This is a genomic window from Stenotrophomonas sp. YJH_SMC_64, from assembly GCF_059371375.1.
Window position 1 is genome coordinate 117,617 of the sequence record NZ_JCAFUN010000008.1, and the last position, 23,280, is coordinate 140,896.

A 23,280-nucleotide genomic window follows, 5' to 3' on the forward strand; every position below is an offset into this window, starting at 1 on the left:
AGGTTGCCGGCCAGCGGTCGGCACGACCGAACGGATTCACACCGGCACTGCGCCCGGGCGGCCGTGGGTGACCTGGAAGCGCGCCGCAGTGCGCACCGGCGCATCCGCGCGCAGCACGCTGTCGGCGAAGCGCAGCTCCGCATCCACGGTCTGCCGGTTCAGCTGCAGCTTCCACCAGCCGCGGCGGTCACCGTCGAAATAGCGGATGTGCGGGTTCTGCGCTATCGACGGCCCATAGTACGGCCCGTACGGTGTGTCGTCGCCGCCGCTGCTGATCGCCGGCGCGATGAATTCGGTGGCGACGACCGGCGCGCTGGCCGCGTCGAAATCCAGCTTCAGGTCGTTGACGAAGGTGGAATGCCAGTCACCACCGAGCACGATGGCATTGCCCTGCCCGCCTGCCTGCATCGCCTGCAGCAACCGCTTGCGTGCGGCGGGATAGCCGTCCCAGGCATCGTTCCAGAAGCGCTCTCGCGCCGTGCCGCCGTCCAGCCGCAGCTGCGCCATCAGCAGCTGCTGCACCACCACGTTCCAGCGCGTGCCGCGTGCGGCCGCCATCGACTGCGCGAACCAGGCTTCCTGGCCCACGCCCAGCATGCTCATGCGTGGATCCAACGCAGCGTCGCAGCGCGGCGACTCGCCCACCCCGCAGGGATTGGCCGGACGGAACTGGCGGCAGTCGAGCAGCGCAAGCTGTGCCAGATCGCCGTAACGCAGGCGCCGATGCACGCGCAGGCCACCGTTGCCCGCAGGCGTACTACGCATCGGCAGGTGTTCGTAGAACGCGCGGTAGGCCGCCGCGCGGCGAACGATAAAGTCCTCCGTCGAGACGCCGGGCTTCTCCGGATGGATGCCGGAGTAATCGTTCTGCACTTCGTGGTCGTCCCAGATCACCGCGAACGCGTGGGCGGCGTGCGCGGCCTGCAGATCCGGATCGAGCTTGTACAGCGCGTACTGGTCACGGTAGCGCTCCAGGCCGACGGTCTCGCCACTGAAGCGTTCCGCATCCAGCGTGAGACCACGCGCGTTCTGCAGTGGGCTGTACTCGTACAGGTAGTCACCGGCATGCAGCACCAGGTCGACATCATTCTTCGCGATATCGCGCAGCACCGGGTAGTAGCCACTGTTCCAGGCCTGGCAGGTGCACAGGGCCAGCCGCAGCTGCTGCAGCTGCGTGTCGGGCAGCGGCGCGGTGCGGAAGTGGCCGACCGCGCTTTCCTCGTCACCGTCGCAGGCAAAACGGTAGTAGTAGTCGCGGCCTGGGCGCAGGCCATTGACCTCCACGTGCACCGAATGCGCCAGCTCGGGCACCGCCGCGGCGACGCCACGCTGCACCAGCCGGCGCATGCCCGGGTCTTCGGCCACGAACCAGCGCACCGGCACCGCCCGCGATGGCATGCCGCCGCCGTTGAGCGGGTCCGGCGCCAGACGCGTCCACAGTACGGCTCCCTGCGGATCCGGATCGCCGGCGGCGACGCCCAGGGTGAACGGATCACGCCCCAACCGCGGGCGCGGGCCGGCCGTGGCCAGCCCCGGCATCGCCGCCAGTGCGATCGCCGCCCCCGTGCCCTGCCACGCCATGCGCAACAGGCGACGACGGCTTTCCGGATCGACGGGGCCGCGCATCAGAAGTGCACGGTGGCGGTGGCCATCACCTGCCGCGGCGCGCCAACCTGCATGGTCGCCAGGCTGCGGGTCGGGTCGGCGGCGTAGGTGCCGTTGGTGTTGATCGAGGACAGGTAGCGCTTGTCGGTCAGGTTGGTCAGGTTCAGCGCCACGGTCAGGTTCTGCGCCGGGCCGAGCGTGCCGAAGTCATAGGCCACCGAAGCGTTGACCAGCCAGTAGCTGGGCACCGACACGTCGTTGGTATAGGTCACGTAACGCTTGCCGACATGGTTGGCGGCCAGGCGCAGGTCCCACGGGCCCGGGGTCCAGGCCAGGGTGCTGGCGAACATCCATTCCGGGGTGTCGACGGTCTTCTTGCCGCGGGTCGGCACCACGCCGTTGTTGACGTAGTCGTTGTCGTAGGTGCTGTCATTCCACGACAGCGCGTTGGACCAGGTCAGGTCCTGCATCGGCTTCAGCTGCAGGGTCGCCTCGGCGCCGCGGCTGGTTACCGAACCGACGTTGGAGAACAGCGCCGGGCAACCGAGGATGCCCACGCACTGCGCGATGGCCAGCAGACGGTTGTCGAACTTGACGTCGTACACCGCTACCGAGGCTTCATAGCCCTGGCCGTAGCCGCGCCAGCCCAGCTCGATGGTGCGCGACTGTTCCGGTTTCAGGTTCTTCGCGCTGGCATCGAAGGCGGCCTGCGGCACGTTGAACGGGCTGCCCACGCCCAGCGCGTAGGCGGCCACGTTCTTGGCGAACGAGCCGAAGATCTCGTTGCCCTCGTTGAGCTTGAAGTTGAAGCCCGCCTGCGGGAGCAGGCCCTTCTTCGAGGTCAGGCTGCTGTTGTTGGCATAGCTGCCCAGCGGCGTGCGCACGCGGGTGCGGGTGTGCGGCGACTTCGCGCCGATGTCGATGGTCAGGCGGTCATCGAACAGGCGGAAGCGGTCCTGCCCGTAGAACTGGCGGGTGATGGTGGTGTAGCGCTGGTGCCACACGCGCTGGTCCGGATTGCGCAGGAAGAAGTCGTCGGTGATCGGGCCGTCGATGTAGTAGAAGTTGCGCTGCACGCTGTGGCCGTTGTCTTCGTACCACAGGCCCGCCTCCAGTTCGTGGCCCGCCACGTTCCAGGTGAACGCCGAGGTCACGCCGGTGCGGTCGATCGCATACTCGGTGGTGCGGATCGAGATCGGGATCTCGCGGCTGGTGCCCGGGTTGGACGGATTGGACGGGCTGAACCAATGGCCCTGGCCACGGTTGCTGTGGTTGTAGACGTTGACCTTCAGGCGCATCGACTCGTTCAGGCCGAAATCACCGGCAATGCTGGACACATCGTCATTGCGCAGGCCGTGACCGGAGTAATAGGCGTCCCACGGGCTGTTGACGCCACCACTGTACTTTCCGCGTGCAGCAGCCACCGCGCGATCCCAGTCCGGCGCGTAGTTGTCCCAGTCCCAGCCGAGGCGATCGATCATCTCCAGCGACAGGTCCTGGTAGTCGGCCTCGACGCGGCGCGAAGCGTTGGACAGCGCGGTGATCCTGCTGTCCGTGCCGAAGTTGTAGGTGGCCTTGCCGTTGAACTGCTTCAGTTCCTGCGAGCCCTTGCCCTTCCACTTGTCGCCTTCGGAATACACGCCGGACAGGTAAGCGGCAAAGCCCTGGTGGTCGCCGGTATCGAGGCGTGCATAGCTGCGGCGCGCATTGTCGCTGCCGAAGCTCTGTGCCAGCACGACCCCATATTCGGTGGACGGATCGATCGAGTAGAACTGGAACACGCCGCCGAGGTTGCTGGTGGACGGCGTACCCAGCGCACCAATGCCGGTGGAGACCTCCGCACCGCCCAGGTTCTCGCTGATCACCGCGCGGCTGATGTGCAGGCCGTTGCTGTTGCCGTAGGCCATGTTGCCCAGCGGGATGCCATCGAGGGTGTAGCCCAGGCGATTCTGGTTGAAGCCACGCAGGCTGATGCTGGTGGACCATTCGTAGGCGCCGGTGGCATCGGCCGATTCGAAATGCACGCCCGGCTTGGCCGCCAGCAGCTTCAGCGGGTTGGCACCGGGCGGCAGGACCTTCATGTCCTCGGCGGTCACGCGCTGCACCTGGCGGGCTTCGCCGCGGCCGATCACCGAGATCGAATCGAGGGTCGTGGCCGACTGCGCGTCGGTCGCGGGGGCGGTTTCAGCGACAGCCAGCGACGGCAGCGAAGCACAGACCAGCAGGGCCAGCAGATTGCGGCGAAGCGGAGCGTGGGACGGCATGGAGGCGGATTCCTTGGGCACGCTGGACGCCGAAGGGCGGCGTCGAAGAGCAGCAGCGGCGGAATCGTAGAAGCCTCGCGTTACATGTCATTTACACGCCACGTACGGAAGATTGGCGTTCTGAATGGTTTGCAAGCCGTGGGGTGGTTGCCGGCCAGCGGCCGGCACTACGGTTATTCGAATGAGCCGACCGAGTCGTGGGCCAGGTTGTCGAAGCGGGTGTACTCACCGAAGAACTTCAGCTTGCACGATCCGGTCGGGCCACCACGGTGCTTGCCGATGATGATTTCGGCCAGGCCCTTGTCCGGCGAATTTTCCTTGTTGTAGTAATCGTCGCGGTAGATGAACACGATCATGTCCGCGTCCTGCTCGATTGCGCCCGATTCGCGAAGGTCGGCCATCACCGGGCGCTTGTCGGTACGTGTTTCCAGCGAGCGGTTGAGCTGCGACAGCGCGATCACCGGCACGTGCAGTTCCTTGGCCAGGCCCTTCAGCGAACGCGAGATCTCCGAGATTTCGGTGGCGCGGTTTTCACTGTTGCCCGGCACGCTCATCAGCTGCAGGTAGTCGATCACCACCAGGCCCAGGTCGTGCTCGCGCTTGAGCCGGCGGCACTTGGAACGCAGCACTTCCGGCGACACGCCCGGCGTATCGTCGATGAAGATCTTGGTTTCCTTCAGCATCTTGATCGCGCTGGTGACACGGCTCCAGTCTTCATCTTCCAGCTGGCCGGTACGCAGGCGCTGCGCGTTGATGCGGCCGTTGGAGGAGATCAGGCGCATCGCCAGCTGCGAGGCCGACATTTCCATCGAGAACACCGCCACGCCCTTCTTCGACTTGATCGCCGCGTACTCGGCGATGTTCAGTGCAAAAGTCGTCTTGCCCATGGCCGGGCGCGCGGCGAGGATGATCAGGTCGGTCGGCTGCAGGCCGGCAGTCATCGCATCGAAGTCGTTGTAGCCGGTCGGCAGACCGGTGATGTTGCCGCCGTTCTCGAAGCGGTTGCGCAGTTCCTCGAAGGCATCCTTCAGCGCGCCAGGCATCGCCACGAAGTCGGTACGGCCGCGTGCACCCTGTTCAGCGATGGCGAACACGCTCTTCTCCGCAGAGGCCAGCAGCTCACTGCTGTCACGGCCCTCAGGCTGGAAGCCATCGTTGACGATGTCGGTGCCGACCTGGATCAGCTGCCGCAGCACGGCCTTGTCACGCACGATCTCGGCATAGGCCACGATGTTGGCCGCCGACGGCGTGGTGCTCGCCAGCTCGATCAGGTAGGCACCATCGCCCACCAGCTCCAGCTTGCCCTGTGATTCGAACCACTCGCCCAGGGTCACCGCGTCGAACGGCCGCTCGCGCTCGGACAGCTCACGGATCGCGCGGTAGATCATCTGGTGATCGCGGCGGTAGAAATCGCCCTCGGTCAGCTGGTCGTTGACCCGGTCGTAGGCCTCCGGCGCCAGCATCAGGCCACCCAGCACCGCCTGCTCGGCTTCCACCGAATGCGGCGGAACGCGCAACTGGTCGATACGCGATTCATCGCGATCACGATCAAAGCCATCACCGCGCTCTCTGCGGTTGGAACGGAAGCCGGAACGAGCGGACATGCTGCGGTGTTTCCTGCAAAAGTGGGCCGGACGAGTGTAGGCATGCGCCGACCCCGGCAGCCATGGACAAGCCTGTGGATAAGCCGTGGAGAAACGGGGGATATCCGCCAGTGCCTGGCCACTCTGGCGCGGGGGCGTCGCAGTGCCTGCGACGGGCGCCGTTGCGGCGCCCGGGTGGGTCATTATCGCAGATCAGGCGGCCAGGGTCGGATTCCGTGCAGCGCAAGGGCTCCGATGCTCAGCGGAACGTGGGGCCAGGGCCCGCCGCTGCGCGCCGGGATCCGATCCGCGGCCTGGCTGCTGCTACCCCATCGGTCTCAGTCGCCCTTCACATGCACCGCGATCAGTGCCAGGAACCGGTCCACGTAGCCCTGCAGGAATTTCTGCGTGCCCTCGTTGTGGATCGTGCCGTCGGCGTCGATCAGGCCGTCCTTGAAATGGATGAACGCCTCGGGCTGGCCGAGCACGTGCATGTCCAGGAAGGCCAGGCTGTTGCGCAGGTGCTGCTGGGCCACGGCGGTGCCGATCTGGCCGATGGAGGCGCCGATCACCGCCGCCGGCTTGCCGGCAAACGCACTGTCACCGTAGGGGCGCGAGCCGACGTCGATGGCGTTCTTCAGCACGCCCGGCACCGACCGGTTGTATTCGGGGGTCACGAACAGCACCGCGTCGGCGGCGCGCACCTGATCCTTCAGCCGGGTGCCCTGAGGCGGGTACTGGCCATCGAAATCCTGGTCGTACAGCGGTAGATCACCAATCTGCACGTACTGGAAGCGCGCGCGGTCGCCAGCGATCTTCTCCAGCGCATGGGCCAGCTTGCGGTTGCAGGAATCCTTGCGCAGGCTGCCGACGAACACAGCGATGGTGGGGACGGACATAGGGACATACTCCTCACGGTGCGGGAGGCCCAGCCTAGACGCCGGGCCCGTGCCGTCCGGTGAAGATCAGCCCCCGGTCACGCGGGCCCGCACCTGCCGCCAATGCGCCTGCCAGGCCTGGAACATCAGCACGTTCCACAGGTGGGTATGCCACTTGCGCTGGCCGCCCAGGAACTGCTGCCACAGCGGCTGCACCGCCGCCGCCGACAGCACGCCTTCGCGCTCCAGGCGCGCCGGCTGCAACAGATCCTCGGCCCACGGCCGCAGGTCGCCCTTCAGCCAGTCGCTGACCGGCGCGCCGAACCCGCGCTTGGGCCGGTGCACCATCGACTGCGGCACGTAGCGGCCAAGCACGCGCTTGAGCAGCACCTTGCTGGTGGTTTCGCTGCGCTTGAAGCCCAGCGGCAGCGACCAGGCGAACTCGGCCACGCGCCAGTCCAGCAGCGGCGCGCGTGCCTCCAGGCTGACCGCCATCGAGGTGCGGTCGACCTTGCAGAGCAGGTCATCCGGCAGGTAGGTCACGTAATCGGCCAGCATCATCGCGTCGGCCGGCGTGCCGGCACCGTGCAGCGGATCGGCCAGGTCGTAGAAGCTGCCGGCGGCCTGTGCGCCGGGCACTGCCGCGGCGGGGTCGCGCCAGCGCGAGATGCGGTTGCGGTACACGTCGCCAATGCCACGCGCGCCGGACTCGGCCAACAGCGCGGCCAGTCCGCCGGTCCGCGAGGCCTCGCCCTGCTGCTGCGCGCGCGCGCCCATCCAGCGTCGCAGCGGGCCCGGCACGCGGCCCAGCATCTGCCAGTTGCGCAGCGCGCGCACGTAGCGGGTATAGCCGAAGAACAGCTCATCACCGCCGTCGCCAGACAACGCCACGGTCACGCCCTGCCGCGCCAGCCGGGCGACCAGCGCGGTCGGCACCTGCGAGGCATCGGCAAAGGGTTCGTCGAACATTGCCGGCAGCTGCGGCACGACTGCCAGTGCATCCGCGCCGCTGACGTAGAGCTCGGTGTGGTCGCAGCCCAGATGCGTGGCCAGTTCCCTGGCCAGCGGTGCCTCGTCGTGGCCCGAATCGGTGAAGCCGATGCTGAAGCTGTGCACCGGCTGCCCGCTCTGCGCCTGCATCAGCGCCGCCACCAGCGACGAATCGGTACCGCCGGACAGGAACACGCCCACCGGCACGTCGGCCACCATGCGCAGCGCCACCGCGTCGCGCAGCAGCCCGTCCAGCTGCTCCTCTGCTTCCTCGATGCGGCCCTGGAACGGCGCAGCCAGTGCCGCCTGCATGCGTGCACGCGCATCCCAGTACGGGCGCTGCGCCTGCTCCGGGCGATGCGCCGATGCACCCGCCGCCACGGCTTCGGCGTCCAGGCGCAGCACGCGGCCGGGCATCAGCTTGTAGCAGCGCTGGTGGATGCTGTGCGGGGCCGGAATGTAATCCAACCGCAGCAACAGGGTCAGCGCGTCGCGGTCTATGTCGTTGTCGAACGCCGGGTACTGCCACAGCGCTTTCAGTTCGGAACCGAACACCAGGGTGTCACCGGCCCAGCCGTAGTACAGCGGCTTCTTGCCAACGCGGTCGCGTGCCAGCCACAGGCACTGCGCCTGGCGATCCCACAGCGCGATGGCGAACATGCCGTTGCAACGCTGCAGGGTTTCTTCCATGCCCCACTGCAGGATCGCCGCGAGCAGTACTTCGGTGTCGGAATGGCCACGGAAGGCATGCCCCAGCGGCTCCAGTTCGGCACGCAGGGTGGCGAAGTTGTAGACCTCGCCGTTGTAGGCCATCACGTAGCGGCCATCGGACGAGGCCATCGGCTGGTGGCCCAGCGGCGACAGATCGAGAATGCTCAGCCGACGGTGCGCCAGCGCGATGCCTGCCCCGGCATCGACCCAGCTGCCGCCATCATCCGGCCCGCGGTGGTGCAGCGCCTCGCCCATGGCCAGGACCTGCGCCTGCAGCACCTCGGCCGACGCCACCGGCGCCGGCAACAACATTCCCGCCAATCCACACATGCATCAAGGTTCCTGCGCCAGTTCAAGGGCGGCGCCAATCACCGCATTGTCGCTTGGAAGCCCGAACATTGCTGCCCCTGCCAGCGGGGTATAGGTATCGGCGCCGCAGACCCGGCGCAGCGGCAGGTGGCCGAAACCGGCCTCGACCAGTGCGGTGACCACGCCCTCGCCCACCCCTCCACTGTGGCGGCCCTCGTCCAGCACCAGCACGCGCCGTGCGCTGGCGGCCTGGCTGGCGATGAAGCCGGCATCCAGCGGCACCAGCCAGCGCAGGTCGACCACCCGTACCTGCCAGCCCAGCTGCTGTTCGATGGCCCGCGCTGCGCGCAGCGCCATCGGCACGCCATTGCCGTAGGTGTAGACCACCAGGTCGCCAGCCTCCGGCCCGTAAACACGGCCTTCGCCCGGCACCAGTGCCCGGCCCTGGGCCGGGTAGTCGAACAGCCACTGGCCATCGCCCGGCTCATGCAGGTCCTTGCTCATGTACAGCGCGATCGGCTCCAGGAACACCGCCACGCGCCCATCCACCCGGGCCAGCGCCGCCAGCGTGCGCAGCATCATCACCGCGTCGTCGCCGCGCGATGGGCAGCCGACCACCAGCCCGGGGATGTCGCGCAGGGCGGTGACCGAGTTGTCGTTGTGGAAATGGCCGCCGAAACCCTTCTGGTAGCCCAGCCCGGCCACCCGCACCAGCATCGGGTTGCGGTACTGGTCGTTGGAGAAGAACTGCAGCGAACAGGCTTCGCCACGCAGCTGGTCGATGGCGTTGTGCAGATAGGCCAGGTACTGGATCTCCGGGATCGGCAGCATGCCCATGTTGGCCAGGCCCTGCGCCATGCCCAGGATCATGGTCTCGTCCAGCAGGGTGTTGAAGACCCGGCGCGGCCCGAAGCGGCGCAGCAGATCCTTGGTGACGGTGTAGACACCGCCCTTCTGCGCCACGTCCTCGCCGAACAGCAGGCTCTGCGGATACTTGGCCAGCAGCTCCTGCAGACCATGATTGATCTGGATTGCGAGATGCCGCGGCGCCTGTCGTTCCGGCAATGCCTCGGCACCGCCATAGAGTGCCTCGCGTGCTTCGGCAGCGACCTCGCGCTGCGCTTCGGCCTGCACCGCTGCAGGGGTGTACGGTGCCAGCGGCGCCATCACCTCCCGCAGCGACTGCAGCTTCGCACTGCCTTCGGCATCGGCGGCAGCGGCCATGCAGCGCGCGCGCATCGTTTCGTAGGCCACTTCGATGGCGGCCGCATCCATCCAGCCTGATTCCAGCGCGATCTGCGCCGAGCGCAGCAGCGGATCCTGCGCCTCGGCCGCGCACAGTTCCGGCAGCGCGCGCCATTCCACTTCAAAGTCGGTGCCGGCATGGCCCATCAGGCGCGTGGTGCGCAGATGCAGGAAGGTCGGCCGCCGCGTGCGCCGGCAGTGTTCCACCGCCGCCTGCACCTGGGCGTGCCCGGTGGCCAGGTCGAGGCCATCGGCAAAGAAATAGTCCAGCCCCGGCTGGTGGCTGAAGCGCTCGGCGATCCAGCCATCGGGGGTCTTCACCGAGATGCCCAGGCCGTTGTCCTCGCAGACGAACAGGATCGGCGCCGGTAGTTTCTGGTAGGCCGACCACATCGCGGTATTGAAGGCGGTCTGCGCGGTGGCGTGGTTGGCCGACGCATCGCCGAACGAGCACAGCACGATGCTGTCGGTGGGAATGGGCAGCGCCTGCCCCAGCCGCTTGCCACTCTCGATGGCCAGCGCGGTACCCAGCGCCTTGGGCAGGTGCGACGCAATCGTCGAGGTCTGCGGCAGCACCCACAATGGCTTGCTGCCCCACACCTTGTGGCGGCCACCGCTGGCCGGATCATCCGCGCTGGCGGCGAAGGACAGTGCCGCATCGCGCAGCGGGTCGATGCCCGGCACCTGCCGCGAACGCTCGGCCATGAAGGCGCCGGAACGATAGTGCAGGAAGGCAGGATCGGTGTGCCGGCAGGCCCGCGCCAGCAGCGCGTTGCCTTCATGGCCGGACGAACCGATGGTGTAGAAGACCTTGTTCTGCACGCGCAGCACGCGCGCCATCAGGTCCAGCTGGCGACTGGCCAGCTGCGAGTCGAACAGTTCATCGAAGGCGGCAGCGGTGAGCGTACTGCCCGGCAGGATCGGAGCATCTGCCGCGGGTCGCGGGCGCGGCGTCCCGCGCCACCCGCGCACCGCCTCAAGGAAATTGACGTCGCACACCTCGGCGCGGTTGAGCCCCCGCATGCGCGCGGGAATCGGATCCGGAACCACAGCGAACATCGAACACCCTCCGTGTCGTTGTTGCGTTCCGCCCGGCAATACCGGGCGCTACCCTGTGGGCATCAGGCCGCCTCGAAACGCGAGCGCACCTCGGCGGTCACCGCCGGCATCGGCAGGAAGCGCGGCTGCGCACGCACGCGCTGCAGCCAGGCGCGAACTTCCGGGAACGGCTCCAGGCTGATGCCGCCCTCGCCCGCCACATCGGTATAGGCAAACAGGGCGATATCGGCAATGCCGTATCCGCTGCCGGTGAACCACTGCGCTTCGCGCAGGTGCTGCTCCATCACCGCCAACGCGGTGGCGGCACGCTCGTGCAGGCGTGGCAGTTCGGCACGGCGTGGCGAGTCGGGCGCCGTCCAGCCCCGGATGAAGCGCGCTACCGCCACGCACGGCTCGTGCGTGTACTGCTCGAAGAACATCCAGCTCAACGCCTGCGCACGCTCCCATCCATCGCTGGGCAGGTAGGGCGTGCCTTCGGCCAGCCAGAACAGGATCGCGTTGGACTCGGTCAGCACGCGGCCGTCGTCGCGGACGATCAGCGGCACCTTGGCATTCGGGTTGAGCGCCAGGAATTCGGGCGTGTGGGTCTGGCCATGGGCACTGTCCACTTCCACCCAGCGGTAACGGCTGCCGAGCTGCTCAAGCAGCAGCCGGACCTTGTGGCAATTGCCCGAGACCGACATGCCATGCACCGTCAGCGGGACGCGCTCTTCCACCATTGCCTGCTCCATCGGATCCGGCCGGCGGCCGGCTGCGTGCAGTCTGGCAAGTGCGCCAGGGAATGCCAAGCGCGGATGCAGCATGGCACCCCGGTAGTGCCGGCCGCTGGCCGGCATCCTCCATGCAGCTGGATCCAAGCGATTGCCGGCCAGCGGCCGGCACTACCGGGCCACGTTCAGCGTGCACGCTGCCGCCACTGTTCGCGCGACTGGCCCCAGATCTGCATCGGTTTGTCGTTGTACGGCGGCGGCAGTTCGCCCATCCGCAGCAACGTGCTGCCCAGCTTGCGCGCGACCGCCCGCGAGTTGTCGTTGTTCTCGGCGATGGTATGGATCACCTCGTGCCAACCCAGCGTGTCGAAGGCCCAGTCGATCGCCGCGACCGCCGCTTCCGGCGCATAGCCCCGGCCCCAGCTCGCGCGGCGGATGCCCCAGCCGACCTCGGTACCCGGCCAGTCCTGCGGTTGCCAGGGGCCCATCCGCCCGATCCAGTCCCCGCTGGATTTTTCGATCACGCTGAACATCGAAAAGCCGAACAGCTGCCAGGCGCCAGCCAGGCTGCAGAAGCCGCGCCAGGCTACCGAAGGCGGCTGCACGCCACCGAGCGTGCGCATCGTTTCCTCGTCGGCGCAGAACGCCAGATAGGGTTCGTAGTCCTCGCGCAGCAGCGGACGCAGGATCAGGCGCTCGGTTTCCAGGCGCAGGTCGAAGATGCTCATGCCGACTCCATGTCGAAGGGGCCACCATGATGGTGGATTCCGCCTCCACACGGATGAATGCCCGCGCTCACAACGAAACGGGCCGGCATGCGCCGGCCCGTCGGGTACAGCACGTATTCTGGATTACTGGCGCGTGGCCGCAGTGGCGCCGGCAGCAGCGGTCTGCGTGACCAGCTGGCCATCGACCACCGGCAGGCGATCGCTGGCCGGCTTGTTGTCCATGCGCACGGTCTTCTCGGCACCGTCGTAGCGGTAGGTCACGTTGTAGCCCTTCACCACGTCATTGGTGCCCATGGCGATGCGGTTGCCCGGCTTGCTGGCCATGCGCATGGTACCGGTGGTGCCGTCTTCGTTGCGGTAGGTCACGTTGTAACCGGTAACACGGCTCGACTCGGAAGTGGCGGTCTCGGTGTGGCACTGGCGCTCGGTGCGGTTGACCACGCGGCCACCCACATGGCGCTTGTCGATCTGGTTGCCGATGAAGCCACCGGCCACGGCACCGGCTGCGGTCGCGGCCTTCTTGCCGTTGCCACCGCCGACCTGGTTGCCGAGCAGGCCGCCGACCACCGCGCCGACCACGGTGCCGCCGACGTTGCCGTCACGCTCCGGCAGGCGCTCCTGCACGGTCACGTCCTGGCAGACCTCGTGCGGGGTCTGGGTGGTGGAGGTCTCGCGCACGGGATCGGTGCCGATCACGGTGGCGTAGGCCTTCTGCTTCTCGGTGATCGGGTCGACCTTCAGCACGTCGGCGTATTCCAGCCCGCGCGGTGCAGACGGGTCGAGCTTGTCACCACGCGCGCCATCGTCAACGGCATTGCCGTCAACCAGCCGCGATTCACCGTTGGGGGTTCCGGCGCTGATGGAATCAGGCGACTTGTCGCCACTCTTCATGAAGGCGGCGGTGGCGATGCCACCGACCAGCAGCGCGCCCGCTGCGACCAGGACAGTTGTAGTTGTGCTTTTCATGACCTGCTCCTTGCGGACCATCCGCAACGTTCTCGGCCCAGATTGCAGCATGCACTGCCTGAACGGAATCTCCACATTTCCTGCTCATTCCTGTAACCCATTCAGCATCGGGAAATGCTGGGCCCGTGGTAGCGTTTGCATAGTCCCCACGAGGATCCACGCCATGGCCAACCCGATGCTGCTGCCGGTACTGCAATGGGCCCGCCGGCTGCGCTACCCCACCCTGTTCAAGCTGACCGCCGGCCTGTTCGTGCTGACCCTGTTCATTCCCGACCCGATTCCGTTCGTCGACGAGCTGGTACTGGGCTTCGGCACCCTGCTGCTGGCCAACTGGAAGAGCCGCAATACAGTCCCGGCCCCGCCGCCGCTGGAACAGCGTTGATCCCGCTGGTCGACAGCCACTGCCATCTGGATGCCAGTGAATTCGATGCTGACCGCACGGCGGTGATCGAGCGCGCGGGCGCCGCGGGCGTGCGCGAGCAGGTGGTACCGGCCGTCACGGCCGCCAGCTGGCCGAAGCTGCGCGAGGTCTGCCGGCAGGCACCGGGGCTGTACCCGGCCTACGGCCTGCATCCGATGTTCCTGGCCGAGCACCGGCCCGACCATCTGCCGCTGCTGCGCGAATGGATCGTTCGCGAACGCCCGTGCGCGATCGGCGAATGCGGGCTGGACTTCTTCGTCGAGGGACTGGATGCAGAGGCGCAACAGGCGTACTTCATCGGCCAGCTGCAACTGGCCCGCGAGTTCGAGCTGCCGGTGATCGTGCATGCGCGACGCGCGGTGGATGCGGTCATTGCCGCGATCCGTCGCGTCGGCGGCCTGCGCGGCGTGGTGCACAGCTTTTCCGGCAGCCCGGAACAGGCCGCGCAACTACATCGGCAAGGCTTCCTGCTCGGTCTCGGTGGTCCGCTGACCTACGATCGCGCGCAACGGCTGCAGCGCCTGGTGCGCGGGATGCCGCTGGAACAGCTGCTGCTGGAGACCGACGCGCCCGACCAGCCTGACGCCGGCATCCGCGGCCAGCGCAACGAACCAGCGCGACTGGCAGTCATCGCCCGCCACGTGGCCGCACTGCGCGGGATGGAGCTGGACGCGGTGGCCCAGGCCACGACGGAGAATGCGCGGCGCCTGTTCGCGCTGCCGGCAATGTAACGGGCAGGTGCCGGCCGCTGGCCGGCACGATCCATCACACCGCGCTGGACTCGACCACTTCGGCCTTCACCTTCTTCGGCTCCAGCAGCATTTCAAGCGCCTTGCCGACCGCCGCAAAGGCGAAGGCACCGGTGATGTGGGTTGCCGCACCGAGGCCTGCGCCACAGTCCAGTTTCAATGCAGCATCCGCACCGAGGTTCGGGCGGATGCCGCAGACACTGCCATCGGCCTGCGGATACTTCACGTTTTCCAGCGAGTACACCGCCGGTACGCCAAAATAGCGCTTGGCATTCTTCGGGAAATTGAACTCGCTGCGCAGCTTCTTGCGGATCAGCGCCAGCATGGCGTCATGCTCGGTGCGCGAAACATCGCGGATGCGCACCAGGGTCGGATCGGTGCGACCACCGGCAGCCCCCACGGTCAGCAGCGGCAGCTTGCGGCGGCGGCACCAGGCGATCGTCTCGACCTTCACCCGGAAGCTGTCGCAGGCATCGATCACCAGGTCGAAGCCACGGTCCAGCAACTCGGCCATGTTCGACACGGTCAGGAATGCCTGCACGGCATCGACCTCGATGTCCGGATTGATCGCGCGGCAGCGCTCTGCCATTGCCTCTGCCTTGTTGCGGCCGTAGTTGCCTTCCATCGCCGGCAGCTGCCGGTTGGTGTTGGACACGCAGATGTCATCGGCGTCGATCAGGGTCAGGTGGCCGACCGCCGAACGCGCCAGCGCTTCCACCACCCACGAGCCGACCCCGCCCATGCCCACCACCGCCACGCGGCTGCCCTGCAGGCGCTCGAGCGCACCTACGCCATACAGCCGTTCGATGCCGGCGAAGCGTTGTTTGACCTGTTCGTTCATGCGGCTATTTTAACGTGCAGGCGCCAGCGCCTACAGCGCGCCGGCATCGAACCCACCGTTGCACGCCAGGAGAGCCCGCCATGAACGCCAGCCCGCCCCGCCGCCCGTCCACTGCCCAGCGGTACCTGTTCGTGCTGTGCCTGGGCCTGCTGATCGGCCTGGTCGCCACGGTCATGGTCGGCCGCGCCCTGCAGGCCCGCCGCGACCCGTTCCCGGACAGCCTGATGCAGGTGATGCAGCGGCAAGCGCAGCTGCTGCAGCAGGCCCAGCAGCAGAACCGCTGCAGCCTGGCCGACAGCGTGCCGCGGCTGCAGGCCCTGCGCCTTCTGTCCAACGACCTCGACCTGGCCTTTCCCGGGCTGAAGGACAACGGCCGGTTCCAGCAGCACGCCAGCCAGCTGCGCGGCAACCTCAACGCCGCATTGGCGGCTCCGCCCAGTGACTGCACCGCCCTGGCCAAGGTCGTGGAAACCGTGCAGGCCGACTGCCGCGCCTGCCACCAGGACTTCCGCTGACGCGCATTCATCCTGTAGCCGGGCAAGGCACGCCTGGTTGGCACCTTGTTCACGTTCGAAAGGAGAGGATTCGTCCACCCTGCTGCATGACGCAGTACCACCCAACACACCCGCCTTCACGGCCAGGAGACGCTCCATGAAGATCCAGCTCATTGCCGCCAGCGCCATCGCTACCCTCGCCCTGGCTGGCTGTGCCACCTCGCCCGGCTACGGTGGCGGTGGTTACAACAACGGCTACAACAATGGTGGCTACGGCAACAACGGCGGTTACAACCAGGGCCGTTGCGCTGACTGTGGCATCGTCACCCGCATCAACACCGTGCCGTCGGGCCGCACCGCGCCCAGCGCGACCGGCGCCATCCTCGGCGGCATCGTCGGTGCCGTGGCCGGCCATGAGATCTCCGATCACACCGGTGGCAGCCGTGGCAACAAGAACATCGCTGCGGCCGCAGGCGCGGTCGGTGGCGCGCTGGCCGGCAACCAGATCCAGAAGAACGTGACCAGTGATACCTACGACATCAGCGTGCGCATGGACGATGGCCGCACCATCGTGGTCAACCAGCGCGACCTCGGCGGCATCCGCGAAAACACCTACGTGCGCGTGGTCAACGGCAAGGTCATCCTGCGCTGACCTGCGCCGGGCCGGCGGCAAAGAAAAAGGCCCGCTTGCGCGGGCCTTTTTCATGTGACGGCTTGCAGCGCGATCAGGTCGGCTGCACGGCGTCGGCCTGCAGGCCCTTCTGGCCCTGCACGACGGTGAAGGTGACCTTCTGGCCTTCCTTCAGGCTCTTGAAGCCCTGGGTCTGGATGGCACGGAAGTGCACGAACACGTCTTCGCCGTTTTCACGGCTGATGAAGCCGAAGCCCTTTGCATCGTTGAACCACTTGACGGTACCGGTCTCGCGATCAGACATCTCACTAACTCCCTGGTGACTCTCTCTTGTTGTTGGAAACGCCTGGTGGGCGGCTGACAAGCAAGGGGGAAGCGAGGTGCATCGATGCAGCGGATCGGGAAGATCTTGCTTCATCAGGCCACGATCCACGGTGACCTTGCCAAGCTCAGCGACTGCAACTTAACCCGCCCAAAACGAAAAAGCAACTGGCAAAATCTTTCACTGTCAACCCCAAAACGGCGACCATACGGGACAGCATGGGACTCTCATTCATCTTATATCTGCTAGCGGTCATTTTTGTCCTTGTCGGCATCGCCGGAATCATCCTGCCGGCCCTGCCCGGCATCCCGCTGGTGTTCATCGGACTGCTGCTGGCGGCCTGGGCGGACGGCTTCACCCACGTCGGCTGGCCGACCCTGGTCGCGCTGGGCGTACTGACCGTCCTCTCGCTGCTGGTGGACGTGCTGGCCACGGTGGTGGGTGCGCAGCGGGTCGGTGCCAGCCGCAAGGCACTGTGGGGTACGTTCGTCGGCAGCATCGTCGGCCTGTTCTTCATGCCGATCGGCCTCTTTGCAGGCCCCCTGATCGGCGCCCTGGCCGGCGAGTACTGGCACACCCGCGAACTGGGGCGCTCGACCAAGGTAGGCCTGGCCACCTGGCTCGGTATCCTGCTCGGCCTGGCGCTGAAACTGGCCGTGGTGATCGCGATGCTCAGCCTGTTCGCCTTCGCCTGGTTCCTGTAACCCGCACTGCCTTCACGCCGCGCGCACGCGGTGCCCGTGCATAAACCGTGGGGGCTGGCCGTGAACCGGTGCAGCCGCCACACTGTGCGATTCCCGTATTCACCTAAGGGCCTGCTGCAATGACCCTGTCTCCGCTGCTTCCCCGTCTCGCGCCGCTGGCGCTGGCCCTGGCCAGTGCGCCGCTGGCCGCGCAGGAGTTCGCGCCCAGCGCCGAAGCCTCGCCGGCCGCGTGCGCGGCGATTACCACCGATGCTGCCCGCCTGGCCTGTTATGACCGCCAGTTCGGCCGTACCCCGCAGGCCACTGCCGAGGCCGACGCTGCGGCCGAGGCGGCCGCGCAGGCCCGTCGCGAAGAACGCCAGACTGCACGCGTGAGCCAGGGCGAAGAGAAGCTGCGCGAGCGGGTCAGCGATCTGTTCCGTCCAGCAGCCCCTGACAGCGCACTGGCCAATGCTGGCCGCGGTTCGCTGCTGGACAGCCGCTGGGAACTGGCCGAGGACTCCAAGCTGGGCCCGTTCCAGCTGCGCGCCTACAAGCCGGTGTACCTGCTGCCGGCGTTCTGGACCAGCGATCGCAACACCACGCCGCATTCGCCGAACCCGGCCAACACAGTCACCACGCCGCAGGTGCTGGACAGCGCCGAGCTGAAGTTCCAGATCAGTTTCAAGACCAAGATCGCCGAGAACCTGTTCGGCGACAACGGCGACATCTGGGCCGGCTACACCCAGAGCTCGCGCTGGCAGGCCTACAACGGCGAGGATTCACGCCCGTTCCGCGAAACCAATTACGAGCCGGAAGTGATGATGGTGTTCCGCAACGGCTACTCGATCGGTGGCTGGCGCGGGCGCATGACCGGCATCGCGCTGAACCACCAATCCAACGGCCGCGCCGACCCGCTTTCGCGCAGCTGGAACCGGGTGATGCTCAACATCGGCCTTGACCGCGAGAACTGGGCGCTGGTGCTGCGCCCCTGGTACCGCATTCCCGAGACCCGCAGCGACGACAACAATCCGGACATCGAGGATTACATGGGCCGCGGTGATGCGACCCTGACCTGGAACCGCAACGGCCACGAAGTCTCGCTGATGGCGCGCCATTCGCTGCGCACCGGCAGCCGCTCGCACGGTGCCCTGCAGCTGGATTACGGCTTCCCGATCAGCAATCTGCTGCGCGGGCATGTGCAGGTGTTCGACGGTTACGGCGAAAGCCTGATCGACTACAACCACAAGGCCACCTACGTGGGCGTGGGCGTGTCGCTGCTGGAGTGGTTCTGATGCCCGTGACGATCTGGCACAACCCGGCCTGCAGCAACTCGCGCGGCGCATTGAAGCTGATACGTGATGCCGGCTTCGAGCCAGTGGTGATCGAGTATCTCGGCAATCCACCCGATGTGGCCACACTGCGCCAGGTGCTGGCCGAATCAGGATTGAGCGCACGTGATCTGGTGCGCAGCAAGGAAGCGCAGTTCGCCGAACTGGGCCTGGAAGGTGCGGACGAGGCCACGCTGCTGGCCGCGATGGCCGAACACCCGCGACTGATCAACCGCCCCGTGGTGCGCACGGACAAGGGCACACGCCTGTGCCGTCCACCGGAAACAGTGCTGGAGATCCTGTAACCCGCCTCGCCGCCGCGTAGCGGAGCGTGTTGGTAGAGTCGACTGTTGGTCGACTCCCTCCCCACCCTTCATATGCATCCGCGGAAAAGCCCGCACTGCGTGCGATAGTCGACTGACAGTCGACTCTGCCCCAGCGCCCTCTTCTACCCGGACGCCCTCCTCCCCGGCTGGCTTACAGCCAGTCGGTGATGCCTTCGCGGCGGTACACCTCGGCGAACGCCGGGCGCGCCTTCATCAACGTGGCGTGCGCCTTCAGTACCGGCCAGGTATCGGTAGGCCTGGGCATGTTGCGCGACCAACGCATCAGCATCACCAGCATGTAGTCGACCACGCAGGGCGTGGCGCCCAGCAGGTAGGGGCCATGTGCATGCAGGTGCGCGGCCACATGCTGCCAGGCCGCTTCCAGGCGCTGCCGTGCCATCCCGCGGCTGGCCTCGATATTCGCCTCGCCCGCCATTTCGTGTGGATAGAACCAGGCTCGATAGGCCGGCTGCAGCGTATTGGCACACCAGAACATCCAGCGGTAGGCATCGGCGCGCTGCGGCGTGCCCAGTGCGGGCAGCAGGTTGGCGTCCGGATGGCGATCCGCCAGGTACAACGCAATGGCCGCCGCTTCAGTCAGTACCAGGCCATCGATCAGCAGGGTCGGCACCACACCGGCCGGATTCAGCGCCAGGTACTGCGCCGACTTGTGCTCGCGCGCGTCGAAATCCAGCAGCACCAGTTCATGCTCGATGCCCAGCTCGATCAGCAGCCAGTGCACCACCAGCGCGGCGGTACTGGTCGAACCATACAGCGTGGTGCTCATGCAGAAGATCCTGTACAGGTGGATCAGCCGATTATGCGCCCGCGCGCACGATCGTTGCTCAGCCGCAGCTGCTCATGCAGGAATCCCGGCGTTCGCCACAGGACATCATCGGCGCGCGCATCGTACAGTCATGCGTCTTCAGTTCGCAGGCATGGCGCAGGTCCGGGTTGTCCACGTCCTTGCAGCGCTTGTCCGGCGCCGGCACCATCCGCTGCTCGCAATTGCTCTGGCGGCTGCCGAGAGAGTCATTCTGCGCCATGCAGCTGCGATAGCCGGCCTGGCACTGCACGCGGCACTGCGCCGATGCAGGGAAATCCGCGCCTTCGTACGACGCTGGGGTGTTGCAGCCGGCCAGCGCCAGCAGCATGCCTACCACGATGAATCGATGCAGGGCCATGGACACGTCCTGTGCGAGGGTGTGCCGACCGTAGCAGAGCAAGGGCTACAGGCGCGTTAATCCTCCCCCCGGATACAACAACGGCGCCACACGGGCGCCGTTGTCTGGACCGAAGCGTGCGGGGAGTTACTCCACCACCACCGGAATCTTGCCGATGCGGGCCTGCCATTCGCGCGGGCCGGTCTTGTGCACCGATTCACCGGTGGAGTCGACTGCCACGGTCACCGGCATGTCCTGCACGGTGAACTCGTAGATCGCCTCCATGCCCAGGTCAGCGAAACCAACCACCTTGGCGGCCTTGATCGCCTTGGACACCAGGTAGGCCGAGCCACCGACGGCCATCAGGTAGGCCGACTTGTGCTTCTTGATCGCCTCGATCGCGGCCGGGCCGCGCTCGGCCTTGCCGACCATGCCCAGCAGGCCGGTCTGTGCCAGCACCTGCTCGGTGAACTTGTCCATGCGGGTGGCGGTGGTCGGGCCGGCCGGGCCCACCACTTCGTCGCGCACCGGATCGACCGGGCCGACGTAGTAGATGAAGCGGCCCTTCAGATCGACCGGCAGTTGCTCGCCCTTGTTGAGCATGTCGACCATGCGCTTGTGCGCGGCATCGCGGCCGGTCAGCAACTTGCCGTTGAGCAGCAGGGTCTGGCCCGGCTTCCAGCTGGCCACGTCTTCCGGCGTGATCGTGTCCAGGTCCACGCGGGTGCCCTTGGACGCGTCGTAGGTCAGCTTCGGCCAGTCTTCCAGCGACGGCGGGTCCAGCATCACCGGGCCGCTGCCATCGAGGGTGAAGTGCGCATGGCGGGTGGCCGCGCAGTTCGGGATCATCGCCACCGGCAGGTTGGCCGCGTGGGTCGGGTAGTCGTTGATCTTGATGTCGAGCACGGTGGTCAGGCCTCCCAGGCCCTGCGCACCGATGCCCAGCGCGTTGACCTTCTCGTACAGCTCCAGGCGCAGCTCTTCGATGCGGTTGGACGCACCACGGGCCTGCAGCTCGGTGATGTCGATCGGCTCCATCAGCGCTTCCTTGGCCAGCAGCATCGCCTTCTCGGCGGTGCCACCGATGCCGATGCCGAGCATGCCCGGCGGGCACCAGCCGGCGCCCATGGTCGGCACGGTCTTCAGCACCCAGTCGACGATCGAGTCGGACGGGTTGAGCATGGCGAACTTGGTCTTCGCTTCCGAACCACCGCCCTTGGCGGCGACGATCACGTCGACCTTGTTGCCCGGCACCACCTTGACGTTGACCACGCCCGGGGTGTTGTCCTTGGTGTTGATGCGCTTGCCGGCCGGATCAGCCAGCACCGAAGCGCGCAGCTTGTTGTCCGGGTGCATGTAGGCACGGCGCACGCCTTCATTGGCCATGTCTTCCACGCCCATGGTGGCGTCGTCCCAGCGCACGTCCATGCCGATTTCCAGGAACACGGTGACGATGCCGGTGTCCTGGCAGATCGGACGGTGGCCTTCGGCGCACATCCGCGAATTGATCAGGATCTGGGCCATCGCTTCCTTCGCGGCCGGCGACTCCTCGCGCTCGTAAGCGGCGGCGAGGTTCTTGATGTAGTCGACCGGGTGGTAGTACGAGATGTACTGCAGCGCGTCGGCGATGGACTGGATGAGGTCTTCCTGCTTGATCGATGTCACGTCTTGCTCGCTTGCTCGAGGCTGGCGGGGGTAATCCGCTCATTTTACCCCCTCCCCCGGCCCCGGGGTGGTAGTGCCGGCCGCTGGCCGGCAAGATTCCCCCGACGCTCTGTCACGCCACGCGCCACTGCGGCGTCCTTGCCCACATGAACGCCGAAACCGCTTTCCAGACCCACCGCCCGCGCCTGATGGCCCTGGCCTACCGCCTGCTTGGCAGCCGCGCCGACGCCGAAGACGTGGTCCAGGATGCCTGGCTGCGCTGGTCCGGCGCCGACCCGGCGGCCGTCCGCGACCCCGAAGCCTGGCTGGTCACCACCACCACCCGGCTCGGCCTGGACCGGCTGCGCGCGGCCAAGCGCGAGCGCGTGCACTACGTCGGCCCATGGCTGGCCGAGCCGCTGGCGGTCACCCTGGAGCCCGACCCGGCGCCCGGCCCGGCCCAGCTGCATGCCCTGGCCGACGACGTTTCGGTCGCCTTCCTGACCCTGCTTGAACAGCTCGGCCCCGAGGAACGCGCCGCTTTCCTGCTGAAGGAGGCCTTCGACCACGACTACCGCGAGATCGCCGAGCTGATCGGCCACAGCGAGGCCAACTGCCGGCAGCTGGTGCACCGTGCCCGGCAGCGCCTGCAGGCCGGACGGCCGCGCTTCAACGCCGATGCCAGCCAGCACCGGCAGCTGCTGGCGCGCTTCATGGATGCCTCGCAGCGCGGCGACAGCGAGGCGATCCAGGCCCTGTTGCACGCCAACGCGTTGCTGGTGTCCGACGGCGGCGGTGTGGTCACCGCAGCGGTGCGCCCGCTGCTGGGCGCCGAGCGCATCGGTCGCCTGTTCTGGGCGATTGCCCGCCGCGGCGCGGTGCATCCGGCCCAGCTGGGTTACGTCAACGGCGAGCCGGCGATCCTGCGCTTTGTCGGTGATCGCTTGCACTCGGTCACCACCATCGAGGTGGTCGATGGCCGCATCGCCAACGTGTACAGCGTGTTGAATCCGGAAAAGTTGCCGGGGGTTGTCACGCGCGGCGACGCTGCGGCGTCCTGGTAGTGAAAGGCGGCCATCGTGGCCGCCGTGGAGCCTCCGATGTCCAATCACACTTCTCCCCGCGTCCCCTACACCCGCCTGGCCGCCGAGGCCTTCAAGGGCCTGCTGGCCACCAGCCAGGCGGTGCATGACAGCTCGATCGATCCGACCCTGATGGAACTGGTGTTCCTGCGCGTGTCGCAGCTCAACGGCTGCGGCTACTGCATGGACATGCACGGCACGGCGCTGCGCAAGGGCGGCATCGAGCCGCGCAAGCTGGACACACTGCCGGCATGGCACGAGAGCCGCTTCTTCGACGAACGCGAGCGCGCGGCGCTGGGCTGGGCCGAGGCACTGACCCGGCTGACCGACGGCGCGCCGTCGCAGGCGGCGTTCGATGCATTGGCGCCGCACTTCGATGAGAAGGGCATCAGTGACCTGAGCATGGGCATCGCGGTGATCAATGCCTGGAACCGCCTCGGTGCGGGGTTGCTGCCGCCGCTGCCGGCCTGACCCACCCGGCCTTCGACAGTTCATCGGTGCTGCTGGTAGGTGTCGACCTTGGTCGACACGGTGGATCCACGCCA

The 23,280-nt window shown here is 67.1% G+C and carries 23 protein-coding genes; 9 read left to right on the top strand and 14 right to left on the bottom strand.

Going from position 1 to position 23,280, the window contains the following annotated elements; genetic code table 11:
* Nucleotides 1–36: 36 nt before the first annotated feature.
* The 9 genes from AC5P9L_RS10275 to AC5P9L_RS10315 form a co-directional block, all read right to left on the bottom strand.
* Complete coding sequence (locus AC5P9L_RS10275) at nt 37–1,626, bottom strand: alkaline phosphatase D family protein (protein WP_111189663.1); 1,590 nt, start codon at nt 1,624–1,626, stop codon at nt 37–39.
* Nucleotides 1,626–3,869, bottom strand: a complete 2,244-nt coding sequence (locus tag AC5P9L_RS10280) for a TonB-dependent receptor family protein (protein WP_088431277.1) — start codon at nt 3,867–3,869, stop codon at nt 1,626–1,628. Before AC5P9L_RS10280 ends, AC5P9L_RS10275 begins: the two co-directional genes overlap by 1 nt.
* Before the next feature lie 173 nt (nt 3,870–4,042).
* A complete protein-coding gene (locus AC5P9L_RS10285; RefSeq protein ID WP_005410278.1) occupies nt 4,043–5,473 on the bottom strand; it encodes a replicative DNA helicase in 1,431 nt (476 codons plus the stop codon).
* Between the two features lie 317 nt (nt 5,474–5,790).
* Complete coding sequence (locus AC5P9L_RS10290; RefSeq protein WP_024956652.1) at nt 5,791–6,351, bottom strand: NADPH-dependent FMN reductase; 561 nt, start codon at nt 6,349–6,351, stop codon at nt 5,791–5,793.
* 66 nt (nt 6,352–6,417) lie between these two features.
* Nucleotides 6,418–8,361, bottom strand: a complete 1,944-nt coding sequence (gene asnB / locus AC5P9L_RS10295; RefSeq protein WP_111118359.1) for an asparagine synthase (glutamine-hydrolyzing) — start codon at nt 8,359–8,361, stop codon at nt 6,418–6,420.
* A 3-nt stretch (nt 8,362–8,364) separates the two neighbouring features.
* On the bottom strand, nt 8,365–10,644 hold the full coding sequence (locus AC5P9L_RS10300; RefSeq protein ID WP_012480788.1) for a transketolase C-terminal domain-containing protein: 2,280 nt from the start codon (nt 10,642–10,644) through the stop codon (nt 8,365–8,367).
* 62 nt (nt 10,645–10,706) lie between these two features.
* The gene (locus AC5P9L_RS10305) at nt 10,707–11,363 is read right to left on the bottom strand and encodes a glutathione S-transferase family protein (protein ID WP_005410282.1); all 657 of its coding nucleotides are present in this window, start codon (nt 11,361–11,363) and stop codon (nt 10,707–10,709) included.
* Between the two features lie 176 nt (nt 11,364–11,539).
* Nucleotides 11,540–12,082 (bottom strand): GNAT family N-acetyltransferase, encoded by a 543-nt coding sequence (locus tag AC5P9L_RS10310; RefSeq protein ID WP_005410283.1) that lies wholly within the window; start codon nt 12,080–12,082, stop codon nt 11,540–11,542.
* 123 nt (nt 12,083–12,205) lie between these two features.
* Nucleotides 12,206–13,048: a glycine zipper 2TM domain-containing protein gene (locus AC5P9L_RS10315; RefSeq protein ID WP_005410284.1), complete on the bottom strand. Its 843-nt coding sequence runs from the start codon at nt 13,046–13,048 to the stop codon at nt 12,206–12,208.
* 163 nt (nt 13,049–13,211) lie between these two features.
* On the opposite strand from AC5P9L_RS10315, the gene AC5P9L_RS10320 reads away from it, so the two are divergent.
* The gene (locus AC5P9L_RS10320) at nt 13,212–13,430 is read left to right on the top strand and encodes a DUF6116 family protein (protein ID WP_005410285.1); all 219 of its coding nucleotides are present in this window, start codon (nt 13,212–13,214) and stop codon (nt 13,428–13,430) included.
* Entirely contained in the window at nt 13,427–14,200 is a 774-nt protein-coding gene (locus AC5P9L_RS10325) for a TatD family hydrolase (RefSeq protein ID WP_080353398.1), read from the top strand. The genes AC5P9L_RS10320 and AC5P9L_RS10325 overlap by 4 nt, the downstream gene beginning before the upstream one ends.
* A 34-nt stretch (nt 14,201–14,234) precedes the next feature.
* On the opposite strand, the gene AC5P9L_RS10330 is transcribed toward AC5P9L_RS10325, so the two are convergent.
* Nucleotides 14,235–15,059, bottom strand: a complete 825-nt coding sequence (locus AC5P9L_RS10330; protein ID WP_495230612.1) for a tRNA threonylcarbamoyladenosine dehydratase — start codon at nt 15,057–15,059, stop codon at nt 14,235–14,237.
* Nucleotides 15,060–15,139: 80 nt separating this feature from the next.
* On the opposite strand from AC5P9L_RS10330, the gene AC5P9L_RS10335 reads away from it, so the two are divergent.
* Nucleotides 15,140–15,574, top strand: a complete 435-nt coding sequence (locus AC5P9L_RS10335; protein ID WP_012480790.1) for a hypothetical protein — start codon at nt 15,140–15,142, stop codon at nt 15,572–15,574.
* Between the two features lie 136 nt (nt 15,575–15,710).
* Entirely contained in the window at nt 15,711–16,205 is a 495-nt protein-coding gene (locus AC5P9L_RS10340; RefSeq protein ID WP_005410289.1) for a glycine zipper 2TM domain-containing protein, read from the top strand.
* A 73-nt stretch (nt 16,206–16,278) separates the two neighbouring features.
* Here the strand turns inward: AC5P9L_RS10340 and AC5P9L_RS10345 are convergent, their stop codons facing one another.
* Complete coding sequence (locus tag AC5P9L_RS10345) at nt 16,279–16,488, bottom strand: cold-shock protein (protein ID WP_005410290.1); 210 nt, start codon at nt 16,486–16,488, stop codon at nt 16,279–16,281.
* A gap of 236 nt (nt 16,489–16,724) precedes the next feature.
* On the opposite strand from AC5P9L_RS10345, the gene AC5P9L_RS10350 reads away from it, so the two are divergent.
* The 3 genes from AC5P9L_RS10350 (at nt 16,725) to arsC (ending at nt 18,825) form a co-directional block, all read left to right on the top strand.
* A complete protein-coding gene (locus AC5P9L_RS10350; protein ID WP_262101746.1) occupies nt 16,725–17,210 on the top strand; it encodes a DUF456 domain-containing protein in 486 nt (161 codons plus the stop codon).
* Between the two features lie 119 nt (nt 17,211–17,329).
* A complete protein-coding gene (locus tag AC5P9L_RS10355; RefSeq protein WP_005413953.1) occupies nt 17,330–18,484 on the top strand; it encodes a phospholipase A in 1,155 nt (384 codons plus the stop codon).
* Nucleotides 18,484–18,825: an arsenate reductase (glutaredoxin) gene (gene arsC / locus AC5P9L_RS10360; protein ID WP_024956646.1), complete on the top strand. Its 342-nt coding sequence runs from the start codon at nt 18,484–18,486 to the stop codon at nt 18,823–18,825. Before AC5P9L_RS10355 ends, arsC begins: the two co-directional genes overlap by 1 nt.
* Before the next feature lie 172 nt (nt 18,826–18,997).
* On the opposite strand, the gene AC5P9L_RS10365 is transcribed toward arsC, so the two are convergent.
* From AC5P9L_RS10365 to AC5P9L_RS10375, 3 genes are all read right to left on the bottom strand, one after another.
* Nucleotides 18,998–19,633 carry a glutathione S-transferase family protein gene (locus AC5P9L_RS10365; RefSeq protein ID WP_049451482.1) on the bottom strand — a complete coding sequence of 212 codons (636 nt, stop codon included), beginning with the start codon at nt 19,631–19,633 and terminating at the stop codon, nt 18,998–19,000.
* A gap of 58 nt (nt 19,634–19,691) precedes the next feature.
* Nucleotides 19,692–20,030 (bottom strand): hypothetical protein, encoded by a 339-nt coding sequence (locus AC5P9L_RS10370; RefSeq protein WP_005410295.1) that lies wholly within the window; start codon nt 20,028–20,030, stop codon nt 19,692–19,694.
* A gap of 126 nt (nt 20,031–20,156) precedes the next feature.
* Complete coding sequence (locus tag AC5P9L_RS10375; protein ID WP_005410296.1) at nt 20,157–21,674, bottom strand: fumarate hydratase; 1,518 nt, start codon at nt 21,672–21,674, stop codon at nt 20,157–20,159.
* 146 nt (nt 21,675–21,820) lie between these two features.
* On the opposite strand from AC5P9L_RS10375, the gene AC5P9L_RS10380 reads away from it, so the two are divergent.
* Nucleotides 21,821–22,717, top strand: coding sequence for an RNA polymerase sigma-70 factor (locus AC5P9L_RS10380; protein ID WP_049460544.1), 897 nt, complete (start codon nt 21,821–21,823; stop codon nt 22,715–22,717).
* 36 nt (nt 22,718–22,753) lie between these two features.
* Nucleotides 22,754–23,206: a carboxymuconolactone decarboxylase family protein gene (locus tag AC5P9L_RS10385; protein ID WP_005413960.1), complete on the top strand. Its 453-nt coding sequence runs from the start codon at nt 22,754–22,756 to the stop codon at nt 23,204–23,206.
* The last annotated feature ends 74 nt before the right edge of the window (nt 23,207–23,280 follow it).